18 protein-coding genes are annotated in these 18,839 nt (G+C 58.7%); 15 read left to right on the top strand and 3 right to left on the bottom strand.

Annotated elements, in window-relative coordinates; all coding sequences use genetic code 11:
- The first annotated feature begins 28 nt into the window (after positions 1-28).
- Genes gatC through gatB form a run of 3 tightly spaced genes read left to right on the top strand, consistent with a single transcriptional unit; the run spans position 29 to position 3,406 of the window.
- A complete protein-coding gene (gatC, locus tag Q0D41_RS02505; protein ID WP_288169178.1) occupies positions 29-337 on the top strand; it encodes an Asp-tRNA(Asn)/Glu-tRNA(Gln) amidotransferase subunit GatC in 309 nt (102 codons plus the stop codon).
- Positions 337-1,827 carry an Asp-tRNA(Asn)/Glu-tRNA(Gln) amidotransferase subunit GatA gene (gene gatA / locus Q0D41_RS02500; protein WP_294374724.1) on the top strand — a complete coding sequence of 497 codons (1,491 nt, stop codon included), beginning with the start codon at positions 337-339 and terminating at the stop codon, positions 1,825-1,827. Before gatC ends, gatA begins: the two co-directional genes overlap by 1 nt.
- Before the next feature lies 1 nt (position 1,828).
- Positions 1,829-3,406 carry an Asp-tRNA(Asn)/Glu-tRNA(Gln) amidotransferase subunit GatB gene (gatB, locus tag Q0D41_RS02495; RefSeq protein WP_294374721.1) on the top strand — a complete coding sequence of 526 codons (1,578 nt, stop codon included), beginning with the start codon at positions 1,829-1,831 and terminating at the stop codon, positions 3,404-3,406.
- A gap of 86 nt (positions 3,407-3,492) precedes the next feature.
- Here gatB and Q0D41_RS02490 read toward each other — a convergent pair whose 3' ends face one another.
- The 3 genes from Q0D41_RS02490 to Q0D41_RS02480 form a co-directional block, all read right to left on the bottom strand.
- Positions 3,493-3,705: a hypothetical protein gene (locus Q0D41_RS02490; protein ID WP_288483491.1), complete on the bottom strand. Its 213-nt coding sequence runs from the start codon at positions 3,703-3,705 to the stop codon at positions 3,493-3,495.
- Positions 3,695-5,152: a DNA repair protein gene (locus tag Q0D41_RS02485; RefSeq protein ID WP_294374718.1), complete on the bottom strand. Its 1,458-nt coding sequence runs from the start codon at positions 5,150-5,152 to the stop codon at positions 3,695-3,697. The genes Q0D41_RS02490 and Q0D41_RS02485 overlap by 11 nt, the downstream gene beginning before the upstream one ends.
- A 139-nt stretch (positions 5,153-5,291) precedes the next feature.
- The gene (locus Q0D41_RS02480; RefSeq protein ID WP_294374715.1) at positions 5,292-5,867 is read right to left on the bottom strand and encodes a hypothetical protein; all 576 of its coding nucleotides are present in this window, start codon (positions 5,865-5,867) and stop codon (positions 5,292-5,294) included.
- Between the two features lie 500 nt (positions 5,868-6,367).
- Here Q0D41_RS02480 and Q0D41_RS02475 point away from each other — a divergent pair, with 500 nt between their 5' ends.
- From Q0D41_RS02475 to rho, 12 genes are all read left to right on the top strand, one after another.
- Positions 6,368-7,123: an Ltp family lipoprotein gene (locus tag Q0D41_RS02475; RefSeq protein WP_294374713.1), complete on the top strand. Its 756-nt coding sequence runs from the start codon at positions 6,368-6,370 to the stop codon at positions 7,121-7,123.
- Between the two features lie 138 nt (positions 7,124-7,261).
- Positions 7,262-7,414: a hypothetical protein gene (locus tag Q0D41_RS02470; RefSeq protein ID WP_294374710.1), complete on the top strand. Its 153-nt coding sequence runs from the start codon at positions 7,262-7,264 to the stop codon at positions 7,412-7,414.
- Positions 7,415-7,424: 10 nt separating this feature from the next.
- Complete coding sequence (locus Q0D41_RS02465) at positions 7,425-7,613, top strand: hypothetical protein (protein WP_294374707.1); 189 nt, start codon at positions 7,425-7,427, stop codon at positions 7,611-7,613.
- A gap of 139 nt (positions 7,614-7,752) precedes the next feature.
- Positions 7,753-8,178, top strand: coding sequence for a peptidylprolyl isomerase (locus tag Q0D41_RS02460; RefSeq protein WP_114616289.1), 426 nt, complete (start codon positions 7,753-7,755; stop codon positions 8,176-8,178).
- A 252-nt stretch (positions 8,179-8,430) separates the two neighbouring features.
- The gene (gene pyk, locus Q0D41_RS02455; RefSeq protein WP_294374702.1) at positions 8,431-9,930 is read left to right on the top strand and encodes a pyruvate kinase; all 1,500 of its coding nucleotides are present in this window, start codon (positions 8,431-8,433) and stop codon (positions 9,928-9,930) included.
- Positions 9,930-11,402, top strand: coding sequence for a rhamnulokinase (gene rhaB / locus Q0D41_RS02450; protein WP_294374700.1), 1,473 nt, complete (start codon positions 9,930-9,932; stop codon positions 11,400-11,402). Before pyk ends, rhaB begins: the two co-directional genes overlap by 1 nt.
- Positions 11,403-11,477: 75 nt before the next feature.
- On the top strand, positions 11,478-12,737 hold the full coding sequence (locus Q0D41_RS02445) for an L-rhamnose isomerase (RefSeq protein ID WP_294374698.1): 1,260 nt from the start codon (positions 11,478-11,480) through the stop codon (positions 12,735-12,737).
- A 124-nt stretch (positions 12,738-12,861) separates the two neighbouring features.
- Positions 12,862-13,767, top strand: a complete 906-nt coding sequence (gene rhaD, locus Q0D41_RS02440) for a rhamnulose-1-phosphate aldolase (RefSeq protein WP_294374696.1) — start codon at positions 12,862-12,864, stop codon at positions 13,765-13,767.
- Between the two features lie 36 nt (positions 13,768-13,803).
- The gene (locus tag Q0D41_RS02435) at positions 13,804-15,177 is read left to right on the top strand and encodes an MFS transporter (RefSeq protein WP_294374694.1); all 1,374 of its coding nucleotides are present in this window, start codon (positions 13,804-13,806) and stop codon (positions 15,175-15,177) included.
- Positions 15,178-15,187: 10 nt separating this feature from the next.
- Complete coding sequence (gene rhaM, locus Q0D41_RS02430) at positions 15,188-15,529, top strand: L-rhamnose mutarotase (RefSeq protein ID WP_294374692.1); 342 nt, start codon at positions 15,188-15,190, stop codon at positions 15,527-15,529.
- Between the two features lie 302 nt (positions 15,530-15,831).
- Complete coding sequence (fsa, locus tag Q0D41_RS02425) at positions 15,832-16,512, top strand: fructose-6-phosphate aldolase (protein ID WP_114616290.1); 681 nt, start codon at positions 15,832-15,834, stop codon at positions 16,510-16,512.
- The gene (rho, locus tag Q0D41_RS02420) at positions 16,509-18,800 is read left to right on the top strand and encodes a transcription termination factor Rho (protein ID WP_367113800.1); all 2,292 of its coding nucleotides are present in this window, start codon (positions 16,509-16,511) and stop codon (positions 18,798-18,800) included. The genes fsa and rho overlap by 4 nt, the downstream gene beginning before the upstream one ends.
- Positions 18,801-18,839: the final 39 nt, after the last annotated feature.

Below are 18,839 nucleotides of genomic sequence, written 5' to 3'. Positions count from 1 at the left end.
AGCGAATCGAGAAGGAAAGAGAAGTCGCATGACTCAGCAACTCACAGAACGCGACGTGCGTGACATTGCCACGTATGCGCGCATCGGGCTCACCGATGAAGAGCTCGCTCAGATGACAGTTGATTTGAACAGCATCATCGAGACGCTTAAGCCCATCACCGAATTCGACCTCGAGGGCGTGGATCCTACGTTCCATCCCATCGGAGGCCTTTCCAACGTGATGCGCGAAGACGTCGAAGTGCCTGGTTTCACGCAGGAACAGGCGCTCTCCAATGCTCCTAAGCAGCAAGACGGCAGCTTCCTTATCCCGGCTATTTTGGGCGGAGGCGATCAGTAATGGCATATAACGCGAATATGAACGTGGCCGACATTCGTGCTGGCCTTCTGGCGGGCGATTTCACGGCGCGCGAAGTCGCCGAGGCAAGCTTCAAGCGCATCGAGGAACTCGATGGCGAAGTGCATGCATTCTTGGAGCTCACGAAAGATGCCGCTTTCGAACAGGCCGCGAAAATCGACGAGGCGCTCGCAAACGGCACCTTCGATGAGATGGGCCCGCTCGCTGGCGTGCCCGTGGCATTCAAAGACAACATGAACTACGAGGGCACGCACACCACGTGTTCTTCCCGCATGCTCGAGAATTACGTCTCGCCTTATACCGCGACGTGCGTTGCCAAAACTATTGAAGCGGGCGGTATTCCGCTGGGCAAACTCAATATGGACGAATTCGCATTCGGCAGCTCTACCGAGACTTCGGCGTTCGGCCCCACCAAAAACCCGTGGGATCTTGAGCGCGTCCCGGGCGGCAGCTCCGGCGGCTCTGCGGCGTCGGTCGCGGCTGGCCTTGCGTGCGTCACGCTCGGTTCCGACACGGGCGGTTCCATTCGCCAGCCTGCAGCGTTCTGCGGCATTGTTGGCGTGAAGCCGACCTATGGCATGGTTTCGCGTTACGGCGTTGTCGCGTTCGGCAGCTCGCTTGACCAGGTTGGCCCGTTCGCGCGTAGCGTTCGCGATGCCGCTGCCGCCATGGACGCCATTTGCGGCCACGATCCCATGGACTGCACTTCGCAGTACGTGAAGGCCGATTTCCGCGCGGCGTGCGAGCAGGGCGTCGAAGGCATGCGCATTGGCGTCGTACCCGGATTCATGGATGCTCCCGGCCTTACCGATGAAGTGAAGGCTCGTGTTTCTGAGGCCACCGAGGCCCTTCGTGCGGCGGGCGCCGAAATCGTGGAAGTCGAGCTTCCTCATGCCGATGCGGCCATTTCCGCATATTACGTGCTGGGCCCGTGCGAGGCGTTCTCGAATTTGGCGCGTTTTGACTCGGTCCGCTATGGCCATTGCGCCGAAGGCCACAAAGACCTCGGCAGCCAATACGAGGCAAGCCGCGCTGCCGGCTTTGGCATGGAGGCCAAGCGCCGCATTATGCTGGGCAGCTACCTGCTCTCGAGCGGCGTGTACGAGAAGTACTATTATCCGGCTCAGCAGGTGCGCACGCTTATTACGCAGGACTACCAGGCTGCATACGAGAAATGCGACGTCATTCTCGCGCCTACGAGCCCGCGTACCGCATTCAAGTTCGGCGAAATCGGCGACCCGGTCGAGATGCACCTGTCTGATATTTTCACGGTGTCGATCAATATCGCAGGCAACGGCGGCATGAGCGTGCCGTGTGGCCTTGGCGACGATACGGGCCTGCCTGTGGGCGTGCAGCTCATCGCGCCTCAGTTCAGAGACGAGAACATGTTCCGCGCTGCGGCGGCGCTTGAAGCCGTGTATGGCGCAGCGCCCATCGCGCCCGATTTTGCGGCTGGAAAGGCCGGTGAATAGCATGAAGAAGCTCGAAGAGGTTTTGCAGGATTGGGAAGCCGTCATCGGCTTGGAAATCCATGCCGAGCTCACCACGCTGAACACGAAGATGTTCTGCGGTTGCAAACTCGAATTCGGCGCCGACCCCAATACGCACACGTGCCCCATTTGCTTGGGCCTGCCTGGCGCGCTCCCCGTGCCGAACAAGGCAGCCATCGAGAGCATCGTGCTCGCCGGCTTGGCCACCAACTGCGATATCGAGAAGCATTCGATGTTCTACCGCAAGAACTATATGTATCCCGATATGGCGAAGAACTTCCAGACCACGCAGGGCCCCGTGGCGTTCTGCATGCGCGGCCACCTCGACCTTGAGGTTGACGGCGCCGGCGCGAAAGAGCGCATCGACCTTGATGGTTTGAAGCCGGGCGAGAGCCAGGGCAACGTCACCGCGACCGAAGACGGCTACGTGGCGCATGTTGGTATCACGCGTATCCATATGGAAGAGGACGCGGGCAAGATGGTGCATATCGGCGGCGACGAAGGCCGCATCGCCGGTGCCACGCACTCGCTCGTCGACTACAACCGCGCGGGCACGCCGCTCATCGAGCTTGTGACCGAGCCCGATTTGCGCACGCCTGAAGAAGCCCGCCTGTTCATGCAGAAGCTTCGCCAAATCTATTTGGCCATCGGCATTTCCGACTGCTCCATGGAGGAAGGCTCCATGCGTTGCGACGGCAACGTGTCGCTGCGCCGCCGCGGTTCTACGGGCTTGGGCGTGAAGACCGAGCTCAAGAACATGAATTCGTTCAAGAATCTGCACGACGGCTTGGCTTATGAGATTTGCCGTCAGGCCCAGGTGCTTGAAGAGGGCGGCCAAATCTACCAGGAAACGCGCCATTGGGACCCGTCGGCGAAGCGTACCATCGTGATGCGCGTGAAGGAAACCGCCGATGACTACCGTTTGTTCCCTGAGGCCGACCTTGCTCCGTACGATTTGACCGACGAGTGGATCGACGGCGTTCGCGCCAAGCTTCCCGAGCTGCCCGACCAGAAGGCCGCGCGCTACCAGGAAAGCTTCGGCCTTTCGGCCTATGACGCTCGCCATTTGGTTGAGCATCGTGCCACCTCGAACTTCTTCGAGAAGGGCATGGAGCTTGCGGGCGATAAGGCTTCCAAGCTGGCTAAGCCGCTCGCGAACCTCGCGATTAACGACATCACGGCGCGCATGAACGCCGATGAGTCGTTCAACTTGGCGGAATGCTCGCTTACGCCCGCGCGCGCAATCGAGCTCGTTGAGCTTATCGCGACCGATGCGATTTCCTCGAAGCAGGGCAAGGAAGTTTTCGCCGCCGTGATTGACGAGGATAAAGACCCCTCGGTCATCGTTGACGAACGTGGCATGAAGCAGGTAAGCGACACGAGCGCCATCGAGGCCGTTGTCGATGCCGTGATTGCCGCGAACCCCGATGAGGTTGCTCGTTACAAAGAGGGCAACACGAAGCTCATCGGCTTCTTCGTGGGCCAGTGCATGAAGGAAATGCGCGGCCAGGGCAATCCGAAGGTCATCAACCAGCTGCTTGCCAAGAAGCTGAATGCGTAAAACCTTTCGCTCGAAACGAAAAGAGACCGAAATTTCTTTCGGTCTCTTTTTTTGTTGGCTGCCTTCGGGGATGGGCGAGCCTTCTTTTATGGAACGTCGTCGCGGTACGCTTCCGTGAAGCGTTCTTCTTCCGCGATGGCGTTTTGCTCTACTTCGGCGAGCATTTCCTCGTAGCCCCTCAACGCCGAAAATGGCATGAATTGGCGTGCTCGCTCGGGATAGGCGCGCGCCTTATGTTCGGGCGCATGTGCTTCTTCGGCACCCATGCGTTCAAGATAAGCGTCCCACTCAGCCGGCATTGTGACCTCCAATCTGCATGTTTCGCTTGCGCATCGTCGCGTTCTCTTTAAAGCTCGTGCCGAAGAGTACGGAGTTCTTGCCGAACTTCGATTGCACGGCGAGCATGGCTTTTTGTACATCCCGTTCGCGCTGTTCTTCATCGGGTGCGGAAAAAAGGCTCATTTGGCAGTCTTCCGCTTCGACGATTTCGGAAAAACCCAGCATAATGCGTCGTATTGGGCGCTCGGGATCGACGTGGCCGTCGAAGAGTTGCGCCGCGGCGCCGAACAGGAGGTGGAATGAGTTCGTGGGCGCATCGAGCGTGCATGCTCCACCTGTGGCTTCGTGGTAGCCGCTGTTGCGCGCGCCAGGCCCAACGATTCGTGTGCCGTGCTCGCCGACGAAAACGCGTGTTTCGTCGTTCGCATGGCGATGTGGCCGATGGCTTTGGCCCCTGTTGAATCTCGCATTGTCGTAAGCGTGCTTCAGTTCGGCTTGCGTTTGGGCGTGGATGAAGCCTCCGGTTGCGGTGGCGCCACGGGCCTTCGCATAGCCTACATGCAGCGATACGCGCCGTGCTGCTAAACCCTTTTCAATCATGTCGAGCACGCTCGATTCGACCATCTCTCGCAGCACGGTGCGGGCGTCTTCGAATGAGTAGTCGCGCTCGAGCACCTGCCCGTTGGCTATGGACTTTCCGACGGGCTTCCATGCCTTGATTTCCTCGATGGTGCAAGGCTCTTGGCCCCAGGCGTGATCGATGATGAATTCGGCGTTTACTCCGAATTCGCGATAGAGCACATCTTCTGGCAGCTGCGTTACGTCATAAAGCGTGCGTGCGCCATGTTTGGCGAGCCTCGCCGCAATACCAGGGCCGATGTTCCAAATGTCGGTGATGGGTTCGTGGTGCCACATGGTTTCCCGAAATGAGGCCTCGGTGAGTTCTCCAATGAAATCGGGGCTTTTCTTTGCGAGCACGTCGAGCGCAACCTTTGCCAGGAAGAGGTTTTCCCCAATGCCCGCCGTGGCCGTTATACCCGTTTCCGCTTTCACGGCCTCTATGAGCTCGGCCGTCCATTCGTGCGCGGTTTTCTTTTCGAGCGCCAGATAGGGCGTTGCGTTGATGAAGCACTCGTCGATTGAATAGGGATAGATGTCGGCGGGAGATACATGTCGCAAATAGATGCCGTAGATTTGGGCGGAGCGCTCCATGTAGAGCCGCATGCGCGGCTTCGCCTTGAAGTATTTGATGCCCTCGGGAATCTCGAAAACGCGGCACCGGTTGCGCACGCCGAGCTTCTTCATGGCGGGCGATATGGCAAGACAGATGGTTTTCTCGGAGCGCGCGGGATCGGCTACGACGAGCAGCGCCTTATCGGGGTCGAGTCCTCGTTCGGCGCATTCGACCGAGGCGTAGAAGCTTTTCAAGTCGATGCATACATACGTTTTGCCGCTCCGGTTTTGCAAGGCCCAGCTTCCTTTCGCCGATGAATAACGAACAAGTGTTCTACTATAGTAGCGCAAAGAAGCCGAAAAGGGAGCAATAAAGCAAAAAGAACGGGCAGCCCGAAAGCTGCCCGAAATGCGTTATCGATTGGCGTGGGTCTTATTCGAAAAGATTCAGCAACGATCCGAGCACGTCGGCGTCGGGAGTCCACTCGTTGTCGTTCTTGCTGAACGTAAGCACGAGGGGCATGTCGATGGCTTGCGTCTCGTCGATGGCCTGCATGGTGATTTCGCCGATTTTCGCGGTAATGTCGTCTTGAGTCATGCTCTCAAGTTGCTCGTCGGTCATCTGCTCGCCCAAAGCCTCGGCAAGCTCTTCAGCCTTTGCGCTTGCGTCGGTGAACGATTTGCAGGTTGCAGTAAGGGTTGCCTTTGCGGAGTCGCCGTCGACCTCGACCGAATCGATGGTGTAGTCAAAGCCGTCGAGGTACGACTTCACGAGTGCCTTGCCGTCGATGCCCATCGACTCGAGCATAGCGAATTCGCTGTCGGCTTCCGCGAGGATTTCATCCAAGGTGGCGTCATCGAGGTTCTTGATGGGGTCGAGCTCGCTGGCGATGCCTTCTTTGATGACTTCCTCGTCGGTGGGCCCGCTCGAGCAGGCAACGAGGCCCAAGCAAGCAGCCATTGCGCACGCAATAAGCGTCGCGAGTGCGCCGGTCTTCAGTTTCTTCATGATTCCCTTCCTTGTTCAGGGCGCCGAAATGCGCCTTTCCCGTTAAGGGGAAATGATATCAAAGAAGCATATATTTCAGGAGATGGGAAGGGTGCTTTGCGGGCGAGTGGGTCCTGCGGGCCAAGCGACGCGCGAGAAAGTTGCGTTGTTTGCCCTGGTTTGCCGAACTCCTCTGCGGTTTCGGCTTGGGCCGCGACGTTTTGCGGTGGATGCGGCGTGTCCAGCATTTGGCATGCTCTGCGGGAGAATGCGCTGCGAGACCGACGAAAAGGGGCCAAGCGCCCGGGCACTCCAAATTTGCGTGGAGGAATGCGGCGGAGCGCTTGGCATGCAACAACCGTATCACTGTTTTTCGAAAATCTGTTGCGCAACAATTTTGCGTTATCGGAACACAACTTTCATTAGCTGCCAGCAAATGTTTTTGAATGCGGAAACCCCTAGCATGATTCCTGGTTTTGTTCGCGAAATAAACCATGCATTCTTATGGGAAGGAATCAGAAATGGAAAACACGCAGTACCAGCCCCAGGCTCCGCAGCCAGCGTCCGAAGCCGCAATGCCGAAGACGGCGATGGGCATTACGTCTCTCGTGCTCGGCATTATCGCGATTGTCTTGTCGTGGATGCCTATCGTGAATAACCTCTCTGCGCTGCTTGCGCTATTGGGCGGCATTTTCGGTGTGATTAGCGTTATCGCCGTCATTCGTGGCAAGAAATCGGGCAAGGTCTTGGCCATTGTCGGACTTGTTCTGAACGTGGTTGCGCTTGTCGTGGTTTTGGCGACGCAGAGCATGTATTCGGCGGCGATTGACGACGCGATGAGCGGTTCTGCTGCGACGAGTGCGAGCGCGTCAAGCGAGGCTCCGTCTGCAGGCGAAACGAGCTCGACGGCGCCCGATGCTTCGGCTGAGGAATCGAGCCAGCAGGCGGCCTCACTGCAGCCTGCCGAACCTGAGGTCCCTCGGGAATATAAATCTGCCTTGGCGAAGGTGAAGAGCTATTCCGACATGATGCATATGTCGAAGCAGGGCATCTATGATCAACTGACGAGCGAATACGGTGAACAGTTCTCTGCCGAGGCAGCGCAATATGCGATTGACAACGTGGTTGCCGACTGGAACGCAAATGCTCTCGAAAAGGCAAAATCGTACGAGGAAATGATGAATATGTCGCCGGCCGCGATTCATGATCAGCTCATTTCCGAATACGGCGAGAAATTCACCGAAGAAGAAGCAGACTGCGCAATCGCGAACATGTAGTCGGACGCATTTTCGCGGGGTACAATTGTGGGCAATTCTGCATTTACCTACGGGGAGCCAGCGCGCGAATGGCTGAACGATGAACCAGCCGCCCGCGCGCAGGACCGCACCCGCTGACGAAAACGAAGAAAATATCGCGTGAAGGAACCGCTTACCGAAGAGCTGCTGTGCGAATTGCTCGAAAGCCCCAGCCCGGAACAGTTTACGAGCACGCACGATTTGCAGGCCCCGACATTGCCCGAATATCTGCAATGGCTGCTCGCTAATCACGGTTTGGTTCGTCCTTCTTGAGTACTGGTTTATGCTGGGCACCATGCTCACGTCGACCGCCTATACGCTTCTCGATCGCCGCAGATTGCAGGTGCGATTCCCTGTGCTGGCGCGGTTGAACTGGTGGCAAACGATTCTCGCGGCCGTGGCGGCTTCGCTTGTTGCCATCGTGGTGACCATGCTCGTTGGGTGGCAGTATACGCAGCCAATCGCGGCGTAGGCTGTCTGGCGTGCGCGGCTGCCCACCTTCACGGTTCTGTATCGATTCGCGGTGGCTGGCACATTGCGTCGAAATAACGAAGCCAATCGGGTATAGTGGGCGGCATGCATCTTTCAATACGAAGAGAGGACGTGCTCCCATGAGCAACGAAGGCAAAAAGGTCAAGGCCCACTACCGCGGCACGCTCGACGACGGCACGCAGTTCGACTGCAGCTACGATCGCAACGAACCCATCGAGTTCACCTGCATGGCCGGTCAGATGATTCCCGGCTTCGACGCCGCCGTGAAGGACATGGCCGTGGGCGAGAAGAAAACGGTGAAAATCCCCGCTGCCGACGCCTATGGCGAATACAATCCGCAGGCTGTTCAGGAAGTTCCTGTTTCTCAGGTCCCCAACGCCGATCAGCTGCCCGTTGGCCAGACGGTGTACTTCCAGGGCCCCATGGGACCCTTCCCGGCGAAAGTCGTTTCGGTCGACAGCGAGAAGTGCGTGTTCGATATGAACCACGAGCTCGCCGGCAAAGACCTCACGTTCGAGATCGAACTCGTCGAAGTCGCCGAATAGCAGCGCATACGCTTGAGAATGCTTGAAAAGGTCGCTATGGGCGGCCTTTTCTGCTGCCTGGGGCAAAACGGCGCATCGAGTGCGGGAAGCCGTACGATTTTGCTCGGCGAAATGAAAGTGGATAAGTTCCATTTAATGAGGGGGTGGGTCATTTCGATATTTTTTCTTGTTTATTCAGCATATCGAATGAATCAGCACTATAGTTTTGTCACAAATGCGTTCATTTAATTCGAAGGCTTAGCTGGAGGATGTATGGCAAAACGAACGAAAATCGTATGCACCCTGGGCCCTTCGGTCGACAGCGAGTCGACCCTCAAGGGCCTTATTGCTGCGGGTATGGATGTTGCCCGATTCAATCTATCCCACGGAACGCACGAGGAACATCGAGCGCGCATGGAGCGTCTTCGCAAAGTTCGCCGCGAAGTCGATTCGCCTTGCGCGGTGCTGCTCGACACGAAAGGCCCTGAAATTCGAACGGGGCTGCTTGCTGGGCACGAGCCTATTCGCCTGATGGCGGGGCGTGCTTTCACGCTTACCGAGCGCGAAATCGAGGGTACCGACCGCGTTGTGACCCAAACGTGCCATGGGCTTTCCGAAGTTGTGGAGCCAGGCACGATTATTCTTGTTGATGACGGGTTGATCGAACTTGCCGTCGATTCTGTCGAGGGTAGCGATATCCACTGCACCGTGCAGAACTCGGGCATGCTCGGGGAGCGCAAGTCTATCAACTTGCCAGGGGTGTGCGTGCCGCTGCCCACCATGACCGACCAAGATCGCTCCGATTTGCTGTTCGGCATTGAGCAAGACATCGATTTCGTGGCGGCATCTTTCGTGAGGGACGCTGCTGGCGTACGCGAAATACGCCAGTTTTTGGACGACAACGGCGGGGGGGACATTTCGCTCATTTCGAAAATCGAGTGCTCTGAGGCCGTCGACAACATTCTCGAGATCATCGACGCATCCGACGGCATCATGATTGCGCGTGGCGATTTGGGCGTCGAGGTGCCTGCTCACAAGGTTCCGCATATTCAGAAGGAAATCATCCGCGCGTGCAATCGCGCGTCCAAGCCGGTTATCACCGCCACGCAAATGCTCGATTCGATGATTCGCAACCCGCGCCCGACGCGCGCCGAGGTGGGCGATGTGGCGAACGCCATCTACGACGGAACCGATGCGGTTATGCTCTCGGGCGAAACGGCATGTGGGCGTTATCCGGTTCCCGCCGTGCAAATGATGTCGCGCATCGCAGAGGCGTCGGAGCCCTATATGTTCGACGAGAGCACTCCCGACCGTACGCGCGTGCGCGCCCGCGTGGCGCTTGCGGTGGGCATCGCGGCGGTGCAAACGGCCGAAAACGTGAACGCGGCATGCATCGTGGCTCCCACGATGTCGGGCCGCACGTCGCGCTTGGTGTCGAACCTGCGCCCGAGGGTGCCGATTTACGCGGTGACTCCCTCGCCGCGCGTTATGCGCAAACAGCAAATCCATTGGGGCGTGACCCCCATGCTTGGTGATGTGCAAGGCGACATGATCAGGGTTGTCGAGAACGCCCGCCAGGCCGTTGTTTCGCATGGCTATGTGCATGATGGCGATATCGCGGTTATCACGGCGGGTGATCGCGCCACGAGTCCCGTGGTGTCGCCGGGTACCGATGGCGCGCCCGATGCGGTTGCGGCGACGAATGTGATGTACGTCGTGCAAATTCGCGAAAACGATGGCATGTGCCAGCCTCATACGGAAGGGGAGCGCTAATGCCCGAGCAGCGTTATTACCTGGCAATTGACATTGGGGCGTCGAGCGGGCGCCACGTGCTTGGCCATATCGAAGACGGAAAAATCGTGCTCGAAGAGATGCACCGTTTCGATAACACCCAGGTGCGCCGTCGCGGCCATGATTGCTGGGATATCGATATGATTTGGGAAAACGTCCTGGTTGGCCTTGAGAAATGCGCCGCCGCGGGCAAAATTCCCACAACGATCGGCATCGACACCTGGGGCGTCGATTTCGTGCTGGTCGATTCGTGCGGAAACCGCGTGGGCGACGCCGTGGCATATCGCGACGCTCGCACGCAGCCGGTTGCCGCAAAGGTCGACCGTGCCGTGGGCCTCGATTCGCTCTATCGCGCCACGGGCATTCAGCGCCAGGCTTTCAACACCATCTACCAACTGGCCGCGCTTTCCGCGGAACATCCCGAAGAACTTGAATCGGCGGATCGCTTCCTTATGGTGCCTGAGTATTTAAATTACCTGCTCACGGGCGTTATGGCGAACGAATACACCAATGCCACCACCACGAATCTGCTCAATGCGCGTACGTGTGCATGGGATGAGCAGGCCCTTGCGGCGGCGGGCGCGCCGTCTCGCATTTTCGGCGACGTTTCTATGCCGGGCACGGTGCTCGGTGGATTGACCAGCGAGGTCCAGACGCGCGTGGGCTTCGACGCGCAGGTTATGCTTCCTGCGACGCATGATACTGGGTCGGCTTTCTTGGCTGTTCCCGCGTGCGACGAAGACGCGGTGTATTTGTCGAGCGGCACGTGGAGCTTGCTTGGCGTGGAGCATGAAGGTCCCATCACGTCTGACGCGAGCCGTTTCCAGAACTTCACGAACGAGGGCGGATATCGGAAGCGCTACCGCTTCCTGAAAAACATCATGGGCTTGTGGATGATCCAGTCCATTCGCCGTGAACTCAACGGCGTCGATTACGTTGCCGGCTCTGGTTCGGGAAGGCAGCGCGCCGAAAAGGAATGGGGCTTCGGCGATTTGATTGAAGCGGCTCGTGAGGCCGATGCGCAGGCGAGCCGTCCCGCATCTTTCGTCAACGTCAACGACGACCGTTTTCTCGCGCCCGCGTCGATGATCGACGAAATCCGTCAGGCGTGCCGCGAAACCGGCCAAGACGTCCCCGAGGGCGTAGGCGAGCTTATGCGCTGCGTCTACTCGAGTTTGACCAGCTGCTATTCCGATTCCGTCAATGAACTTTCCGCGCTTACCGGGCGCACATACACATCCATCAACATCGTCGGCGGCGGCTGCCAAGACGCATACCTCAACCAAATGACCGCGAATGCATGCGGCTTGCCCGTGTATGCGGGTCCTATTGAGGGCACGAGTTTGGGCAATCTTGTCGTTCAAATGATCGGCGATGGCCGCTTTGACAATTTGCAACAGGCGCGCGATGCCATTCGGGCATCGTTCGATGTCGAAGTTTACCAGCCCGAATAACGCGGGCGAAAACAAAGCAATTCACAGTCGCCTCGGCGACCTTGGATAGAGAGAACACATTAGATAGGAGCGCACATGAGCACAGCCTACGAACTGGCACGCGAGGCATACGCGGCGGAGGACATCGATACCGAAGCCGTTCTCGAGAAGCTCGCCAGCAAGGCCATTTCGGTCAATTGCTGGCAGGGCGATGACGTTATGGGCTTTGATCAGAAAGATAATGCGGCATCGGGCGGCATTATGACCACGGGCAATTATCCCGGTCGTGCCCGCACGTTTGAGGAGTTGACCGCCGACTTCGAAAAGGCATGCAGCCTCATTCCTGGCAAGAAGCGCATCAACTTGCACGCAAGCTACGCCATTTTCACCGACGAGAACCCCTGGGTCGATCGCGACGAGATCGAATATAAGCATTTCGAGCCGTGGGTCGCATGGGCCAAAGAGCATGGCTACGGCATCGACTTCAACCCCACGCTGTTCAGCCACCCCATGGTGAAAGAGGGCCTCACGGTCTCCTCTCCCGAGAAAGACGTGCGTGATTTCTGGATTCGCCATTGCATCGCGTGCCGCAAAATCGCGGAGCGCATCGGCGAAGAGCTCGACGACATGGTGCTGAACAACTTCTGGATTCCCGACGGCCTGAAAGATTACGCGGCCGACCGCTACGGCATGCGCGAGCGCCTGAAGGATGCTCTGGACGAGATTTATTCGTTCGAGTGCCCGCACGTCATCGACTCGGTCGAGCAGAAGGTCTTCGGCATCGGCGTCGAGGGCTTCACCACGGGCAACCAGGAATTCTATGTGTCCTATGCGGCGAAGAAGGGCGGCAACATCGTCACGTTGATCGACGCCGGCCACTTCAACCCCATGGAAAACATCTCCGACAAGCTCTCGAGCTTGCTGCTGTTCTTCCCGTACGTGCCGCTGCACGTTACCCGCTCCATGCATTGGGATTCCGACCACGTGGTGCTGTTCGAGGACAACATCAAGGAAATCGCCTCTGAAGTGGTGCGTTGCCCGGGCGGCTGGGACAAGATCATCATCGGCCTCGACTTCTTCGACGCGTCCATCAACCGCATTGGCGCATGGTGCACGGGCACGCGCGCCATGGAGAAGAGCCTGCTGTTCGAGATGCTCCAGCCTTGGGATCGTTTGAAGAAGCTGCAGGACACCTATCAGTTCTCCGAAAAGATGATCGTGACTGAGCAGTTCAAGACCATGCCGTTTGGCGCCGTGTGGGATGAGTTCTGCCGTCGCGCCGGCGTTCCCGTCGATGGCGAGCTGTGGGCTCCCATCAAGGCGTATGAGGACGACGTGCTCTCTCAGCGCTGCTAAATCAACATGTTCCGGCTCAGCTGCGCGCGTGCGCGCGGTTGGGCCGCTTCGCTATGGCGGGGTTGCGGCTCCGCGTTTCTGTAGAGCGCGCGACGCGCGCGAATTAAGAAAGGTATGCAAGACAATGGGTATTCTCGATAGCGCCCAAGATGTGGTTGGAAAGGGCGTTTCGGCCGCGAAATCCGCCGTTTCGGGCGTTGCGGTTGAGCAGCAGCCGTTCATGAAGGGCTTTGTGCGACTGTGCGGCGATGGCTGGGACCAGGGCTGGCATGAGCGCAATGGCGGAAACTTGACGTACCGCATGACCGATGCCGAAGTGACTGCGTGCCGCCCGTTCTTCAACGATATTCCGTCCGAGTGGGTTTCGATGGGCGTGCAGGCCGACAACCTGCGCGGCGCTTTCTTCACCACGACCGGCTCGGGCCGCTACATGCGCAACGTGCCGCTTGATCCGGCACACAACGTCGGTATCGTCGAAATCAACGACGCGGGCGACGCATGGCGCATTGTATGGGGCCTGAAAGACGGCGGCAAGCCGACGTCGGAATTCCCGACGCACTTCATGAACCATTCGGTTCGCATGAAGGCGACCAATGATGCCTGCCGCGTGATTTACCATGCCCACCCCGGCAATGTGATTGCCCTGACGTTCGTGATGCCTCTCGACGCGCGCACGATTACCCGTGCGCTGTGGAAAGCTATGACTGAATGCATCGTGGTGTTCCCGAAGGGCGTCGGCGTGGTGCCGTGGATGGTGCCGGGCGGCGCTGAGATCGCGGAGGCGACATCGGAGCTTATGAAGACCTACGACGCGGCAATTTGGGCGCAGCACGGCCTGTTCTGCTCGGGCCCCGATTTCGACACCACGTTCGGCCTCATGCATACCATCGAGAAGGCGGCGGCTATTTATGCCGAGGCCCGCATGCTCAATGGCAGCAGCGACGATTTCCAGAATACGATTACCGACGAAGGCCTGCGCGCAATCGCCCGTGATTTCAAACTCGACATTAATGAGAGCTTCTTGGACTAGGCGTTCGAGCAAGCACAGAGAAAGGCGAGAATTACTATGGCAATGTCGCAAGAGAGGAAGGGCACCATTGCGGTGTCGTTGACGAACTTCCTCGATTCCGGCTGCATTGTAGCCTCATCGGTTGCGCTCACGGCGTGGGCGGCGGCGTTTGGGTTCGGCTCCATGTGGACGTCGATTCTGGGCGCTATTGGAGCGAACGCGTTCGGCGCTGCGGTCGGCGCGCTCATCGGCGGTTTTTTGACCGACAAATACGGCCGCACCATTATTTATAAATACAACCTGCTCGTATACGCGCTGGGCGTGGCAATCGCCATGTGCGCGGTGAACTTGCCCATGGTCGTGGTGGGCGTTGTGCTTTCCGGTTTGTCGGTTGGCGCCGGCGTGCCCGCATCGTGGAGCTACATTTCCGAGACTTCGGCCTCGACGAACCGCGCGGCGAACATCGGCATCAGCCAGTTCGCATGGAGTTGTGGACCCGCGATCATCTTCATCTTGTCGCTGGCGCTGTCGTTCGTGCTTCCTGGCTTCGCGGCCGATGGCACGACGCTTCTTCCGGCTGGCACGTATGGACCGTTTGACGGAATGCTCGCTACGCGCTTGCTGTTCCTTGTTCTTTTGGTCGTGGCTCTTGTGGCGTGGAATTTGCAGCGTCAGTTGCAGGAATCGGCCGACTGGGTTGAGAAGAACCTTGCGGCTGAGGCGGACGAAAAGCAATCGTTCGGCGCGATGATGGCCAACGCTTTGAAGAATCCCGTCAACGTGAAGACCATCGTGTTCTTGGTCGCCGTGTATCTGACGTGGAACTTGGCCGCTGGTACGAATGGCCAGTTCATGCCGTACCTGTATGCCGCGGCGGGCAACATCGACTCTACGGGCCAGAGCTTGCTTGGCGTGGTTCAGTGGGTGCTCGTGGCTATTTGCTCGCTTGCCATCTTTAGCAAATTGGGCGACAAAGTTCCGCATCGCGTGCTGTTCGGCGCATCGGCCGTGCTGGCGCTTTTGTCATGGGTGTGCATTGCGGCTTTCGGCATGGCGCTCAACAACGGCACCACCGACTCCATGGGCTGGTGCTTGTGGGCCTACGTTATTCTGTGGGGCATTTCGGCGGGCTTTTCGGCGCAGTGCTTCTATGCGCTGTGGGGCACCGAGCTGTTCCCCACGCAATACCGCGGCGGCGCGCAGGGCATCATGTTCTTCCTGGTGCGCGCGGCATTGGGAATTTGGTCGCTCGTGGGCGTGGGCGCCATTATGGGCGACATTTCCGCAAACCCGGCGGGCTTTTTCCCGGCGGCCGTCATCATGTGCGTGGTTCTGCTCATCAGCCTTGTGGTTGGCGTGGTGTGGTGCCCGCAGACCCAAGGCAAGACGCTCGATCAAATCACCGAAGAGCGTTACGGGAAGTTGCAGTAGGGGGGCTGTCATGACTATTCGCAAAACTGCCGATGGCCGTACCATCAACGGATTCAAGATGAAATTGTATCCGGGTTTCGCCGAGGAGTATGAGCGCCGCCATAACGAACTGTGGCCCGAAATGGCCGACATGCTGCACGAATACGGCGGCCACAACTATTCGATCTTCATCGACGAAGAGACGAATATCCTGTTTGGCTACATCGAGCTTGACGATCCCGAACGCTATGCGAAATCGGCCGAGACCGACATTTGCAAGAAGTGGTGGGAATTCATGGCATCGGTCATGGAGACGAACCCCGACAATTCGCCGGTGAGCGTTGACCTGCCGTGCGCGTTCCATTTGGACTAGCGCTGGGGTCATGTTCGTGCCGCTCGGGGAGCCGAGCGGAATGGATCGATCTTTTGGAAAGGCGTTCGCGGCATGCGGGCGCCTTTTTTGCGGTTTGGGCTCCTTCTGCGCTGCGGTGTGCGCTTCGCGGCTTTTCCTTCATTTTGGTTACGGATTGGCGTGCGACGTGGTATTATCGGCCCGTTCTCAGAAATCTATCCCATTTTCCATAGAACTCAATTCTCGCGCGCCTTTCCGCGCAATCAATCGTGTATAGGCCCCTGCCAAAAGGTTCGGGCATTCCTGCATATAAAGGAGGAAAAGTGAAGTTCTTTCTCGACACCGCCGATCTCGACGAGATCAAAGAAGCTGCGAGCTGGGGCGCCCTCGCTGGCGTAACCACCAATCCCACGCTGTACTCGCGCATCGGTGGCAAGCTTGACGACTTCCACAACCACATCGCGCGCATCTGCGAAATCGTCGACGGCCCCGTGAGCGCCGAGAGCGTTGCCATGACGCGCGACGAAATTGTGCGCGATGGCCGCGAGCTGGCCGCCATCGCCCCCAACGTCGTGGTGAAGATCCCCACGATGGTCGAGGGCCTGGCCGCATGCCGCACGCTCGCCGACGAGGGCATTCGCGTGAACATGACGCTGTGCTTCACCGTTCCCCAGGCCATTTTGGCCGCTCGTGCTGGCGCTCGCTACATCTCGCCGTTTGTGGGCCGTTTCGACGACATCTCTGAAGACGGTCTTTCCCAGCTCGAAAACGTCGTGACCGCTATCAATAACTACGACTACAGCGAGAACACCGTCAACCATGAGCAGGTCGAGATCATCGCCGCTTCCATTCGCAGCGCGAACCACGTGACGCAGGCTGCCCTGATGGGCGCCGATGTCGCCACCGTTCCCTTCAATGTTCTGAAGAAAATGATTCAGCATCCGCTTACCGATCGCGGTCTCGAGTCCTTCCTGAAGGACTGGGAGAAGGTCGCTAACGCATGATCGCCGACGAGATGATCACCGAGCCGGCCGCCGCACCCGCGGCGGCCCCCGCGGCCGCGCCTGCGTCCGATGGCGCCGCGAGCGAAGCTGCGCCGAAGAAGCCCAGCGCTCGTCGCATGAAAAAGGCCGATGGGGCCACTTCCAAGTCTGCCGAACCTGCCGCCGAAGCTCCCAAGAAGCGTCGCGGCCGTCCTCGCAAGGCCGATTCTGAGGCTCCTTCCGCCGCTGATGTGCCTGCGGTAGACGTCGTGAGCGAAACTTTCGCCGAAAAGCCCGAGCGCACGACGCGCCGCGCGAAATCGGCTGCTTCCGACGCAAAGGCATCTGCCGATGCATCTCATTCCGTCGAACAGGCCGCTTCTGCCGACAAAGCCGCAGACGAAGCCGTGGCCGAAAAGCCCGCGCGTCGCACGCGTCGCAAGGCGAGCGCTTCTGCCTCCGAAGGCGAAGAGGGCGCTCAGGCCGAGAAGAAAGACCAGGTCGAAGAGGCCCCCAAGACGCGCAAGCGTCCAGGTCGTTCGACGAAGCTTCGTGCCGCCGTCGAGGCTTCTGAAAAAGAGGCTGCGCACAATGGCGAATCTCACAATGATGAGCGTGAGGGTACTGCTTCGGAGCACGATGCTTCCGTCGAATCTGGCGCCGAAGAGCGCACCGAGCGCCGTCGTGCCGCTCGTCCGCGCAAATCTGTGCAAATCGATACATCTTCCAATGACGAATCTGCTGCCGAGGGCGACGCTTCCTCCAGCGAGGGCGAGCCGAAGGCTGACGGCAACGCCCAGCGCTATCAGAAGCGCGATCGCAGCCAGCGTGCGGAGCGCAATGATCGCCAAAGCAAGGGCGAACGCGATTCGCGCAACGGTCGAGATAATCGCAGCGATCGCAACGGTAAAAACCAGCGCGACAACCGCGATTCGCGCAATGGTCGCAACGACCGCAACGACCGCAACGATCGCCACAATCGCCGCGACCGCAACAATCGCCGCGATCAATATGCTCCGAAAACCAATATCGATGACCTGTCCGCCCTTCGCGTAGCGGAGCTGCGTGAAAAGGCCGCTGAATTCGAAATCGAAATCACGGCTGGCATGAAGAAGGCCGAGCTCGTCGATAAGGTGTTCGAGGCAAGCGTGCGCGCCGAAGGCTTTATCGAAGTCACCGGCATTCTCGACATCATGCAAGACGGCTACGGATTCCTGCGCACGAAAGGGTATTTGCCCAGCGAGCACGACGTGTATATTGGCACGTCGGTTATTCGCCGCAACAACTTGCGCAAGGGCGATATGGTGAAGGGCCAAACGCGCCCCGCCCGCGAAAACGAGAAGTACGCCGCGCTCCAAACGGTCATCTCGGTTAACGGCATCGCTCCTGAAGAGCAGGGCCGTCGCGTGAAATTCGCCGACCTCACGCCGATTTTCCCTGATGAGCCGCTCACTATGGAGCATGGCCACTCCACGATTACCGCCCGTGTGATTGATCTGGTTTCGCCTATCGGCAAGGGTCAGCGCGGCCTTATCGTGTCGCCTCCGAAGGCTGGTAAAACCACGGTGCTCAAAGATATCGCCGCCGCTATCACGGCGAACAACCCGAGCGTGCACCTGATGTGCCTGCTCGTTGACGAGCGACCCGAGGAAGTAACCGATATGCAGCGCTCCATCGCTGGCGAGGTTATCGCGTCCACGTTCGATATGCCGACCGAAGACCACATTCAGGTTTCCGAGCTCGTCATCGAGCGTGCGAAGCGCCTGGTGGAAATGGGGCAAGACGTCGTTATTCTGCTCGACAGCCTCACGCGTCTCGCGCGTGCCTACAACTTGGCAACGCCCGCGAGCGGCCGCATCCTGTCGGGCGGCGTTGACTCCACGGCGCTTTACCCGCCGAAGCGATTCCTTGGCGCTGCCCGCAACATCGAAGGCGGCGGCAGCCTCACCATTTTGGCTTCCGCGCTTATCGAGACGGGCTCGAAGATGGACGAGGTCATTTTCGAGGAGTTCAAGGGCACGGGCAACATGGAGCTCAAGCTTGACCGCTCGTTGGCCGACCGACGCATTTTCCCGGCAATCGACCCGATTGCAAGCGGCACGCGTCGCGAAGATTTGCTGCTCGACCCCCAAGAGGCTCCGGTCATTTGGGCGGTTCGTCGCATTCTCGCGAATATGAACAATACCGAGCGCGCCATGGATATGCTCATCAAGTCGCTCAAGCAGACCGACGACAACAAAGAGTTCCTTGCCCGTACTGCGAAAAAGGGCCAAGGCACCAACACTTCGAGGGATACGACGCTTATGTAGCCCGGGGCGTGCGCGTAATGCTTTAAATGGCGTATCATT

The organism is uncultured Slackia sp. (assembly GCF_934630525.1).
GTDB lineage: Bacteria > Actinomycetota > Coriobacteriia > Coriobacteriales > Eggerthellaceae > Slackia.
This window is presented reverse-complemented; position numbering and strand designations above follow the sequence as displayed.

Excerpts from the sequence above, each read along its gene's own strand:
- Q0D41_RS02435 (WP_294374694.1), top strand. The coding sequence starts at position 13,804 with ATGGCAATGTCGCAAGAGAGGAAGGGCACCATTGCGGTGTCGTTGACG.
- rhaB (WP_294374700.1), top strand. The coding sequence starts at position 9,930 with ATGCCCGAGCAGCGTTATTACCTGGCAATTGACATTGGGGCGTCGAGC.
- Q0D41_RS02490 (WP_288483491.1), bottom strand. The coding sequence starts at position 3,705 with ATGCCGGCTGAGTGGGACGCTTATCTTGAACGCATGGGTGCCGAAGAA.
- rhaM (WP_294374692.1), top strand. The coding sequence starts at position 15,188 with ATGACTATTCGCAAAACTGCCGATGGCCGTACCATCAACGGATTCAAG.
- rho (WP_367113800.1), top strand. The coding sequence starts at position 16,509 with ATGATCGCCGACGAGATGATCACCGAGCCGGCCGCCGCACCCGCGGCG.
- gatA (WP_294374724.1), top strand. The coding sequence starts at position 337 with ATGGCATATAACGCGAATATGAACGTGGCCGACATTCGTGCTGGCCTT.
- Q0D41_RS02480 (WP_294374715.1), bottom strand. The coding sequence starts at position 5,867 with ATGAAGAAACTGAAGACCGGCGCACTCGCGACGCTTATTGCGTGCGCA.
- Q0D41_RS02465 (WP_294374707.1), top strand. The coding sequence starts at position 7,425 with ATGCTGGGCACCATGCTCACGTCGACCGCCTATACGCTTCTCGATCGC.
- Q0D41_RS02460 (WP_114616289.1), top strand. The coding sequence starts at position 7,753 with ATGAGCAACGAAGGCAAAAAGGTCAAGGCCCACTACCGCGGCACGCTC.
- pyk (WP_294374702.1), top strand. The coding sequence starts at position 8,431 with ATGGCAAAACGAACGAAAATCGTATGCACCCTGGGCCCTTCGGTCGAC.
- Q0D41_RS02445 (WP_294374698.1), top strand. The coding sequence starts at position 11,478 with ATGAGCACAGCCTACGAACTGGCACGCGAGGCATACGCGGCGGAGGAC.
- Q0D41_RS02475 (WP_294374713.1), top strand. The coding sequence starts at position 6,368 with ATGGAAAACACGCAGTACCAGCCCCAGGCTCCGCAGCCAGCGTCCGAA.
- rhaD (WP_294374696.1), top strand. The coding sequence starts at position 12,862 with ATGGGTATTCTCGATAGCGCCCAAGATGTGGTTGGAAAGGGCGTTTCG.
- gatB (WP_294374721.1), top strand. The coding sequence starts at position 1,829 with ATGAAGAAGCTCGAAGAGGTTTTGCAGGATTGGGAAGCCGTCATCGGC.
- gatC (WP_288169178.1), top strand. The coding sequence starts at position 29 with ATGACTCAGCAACTCACAGAACGCGACGTGCGTGACATTGCCACGTAT.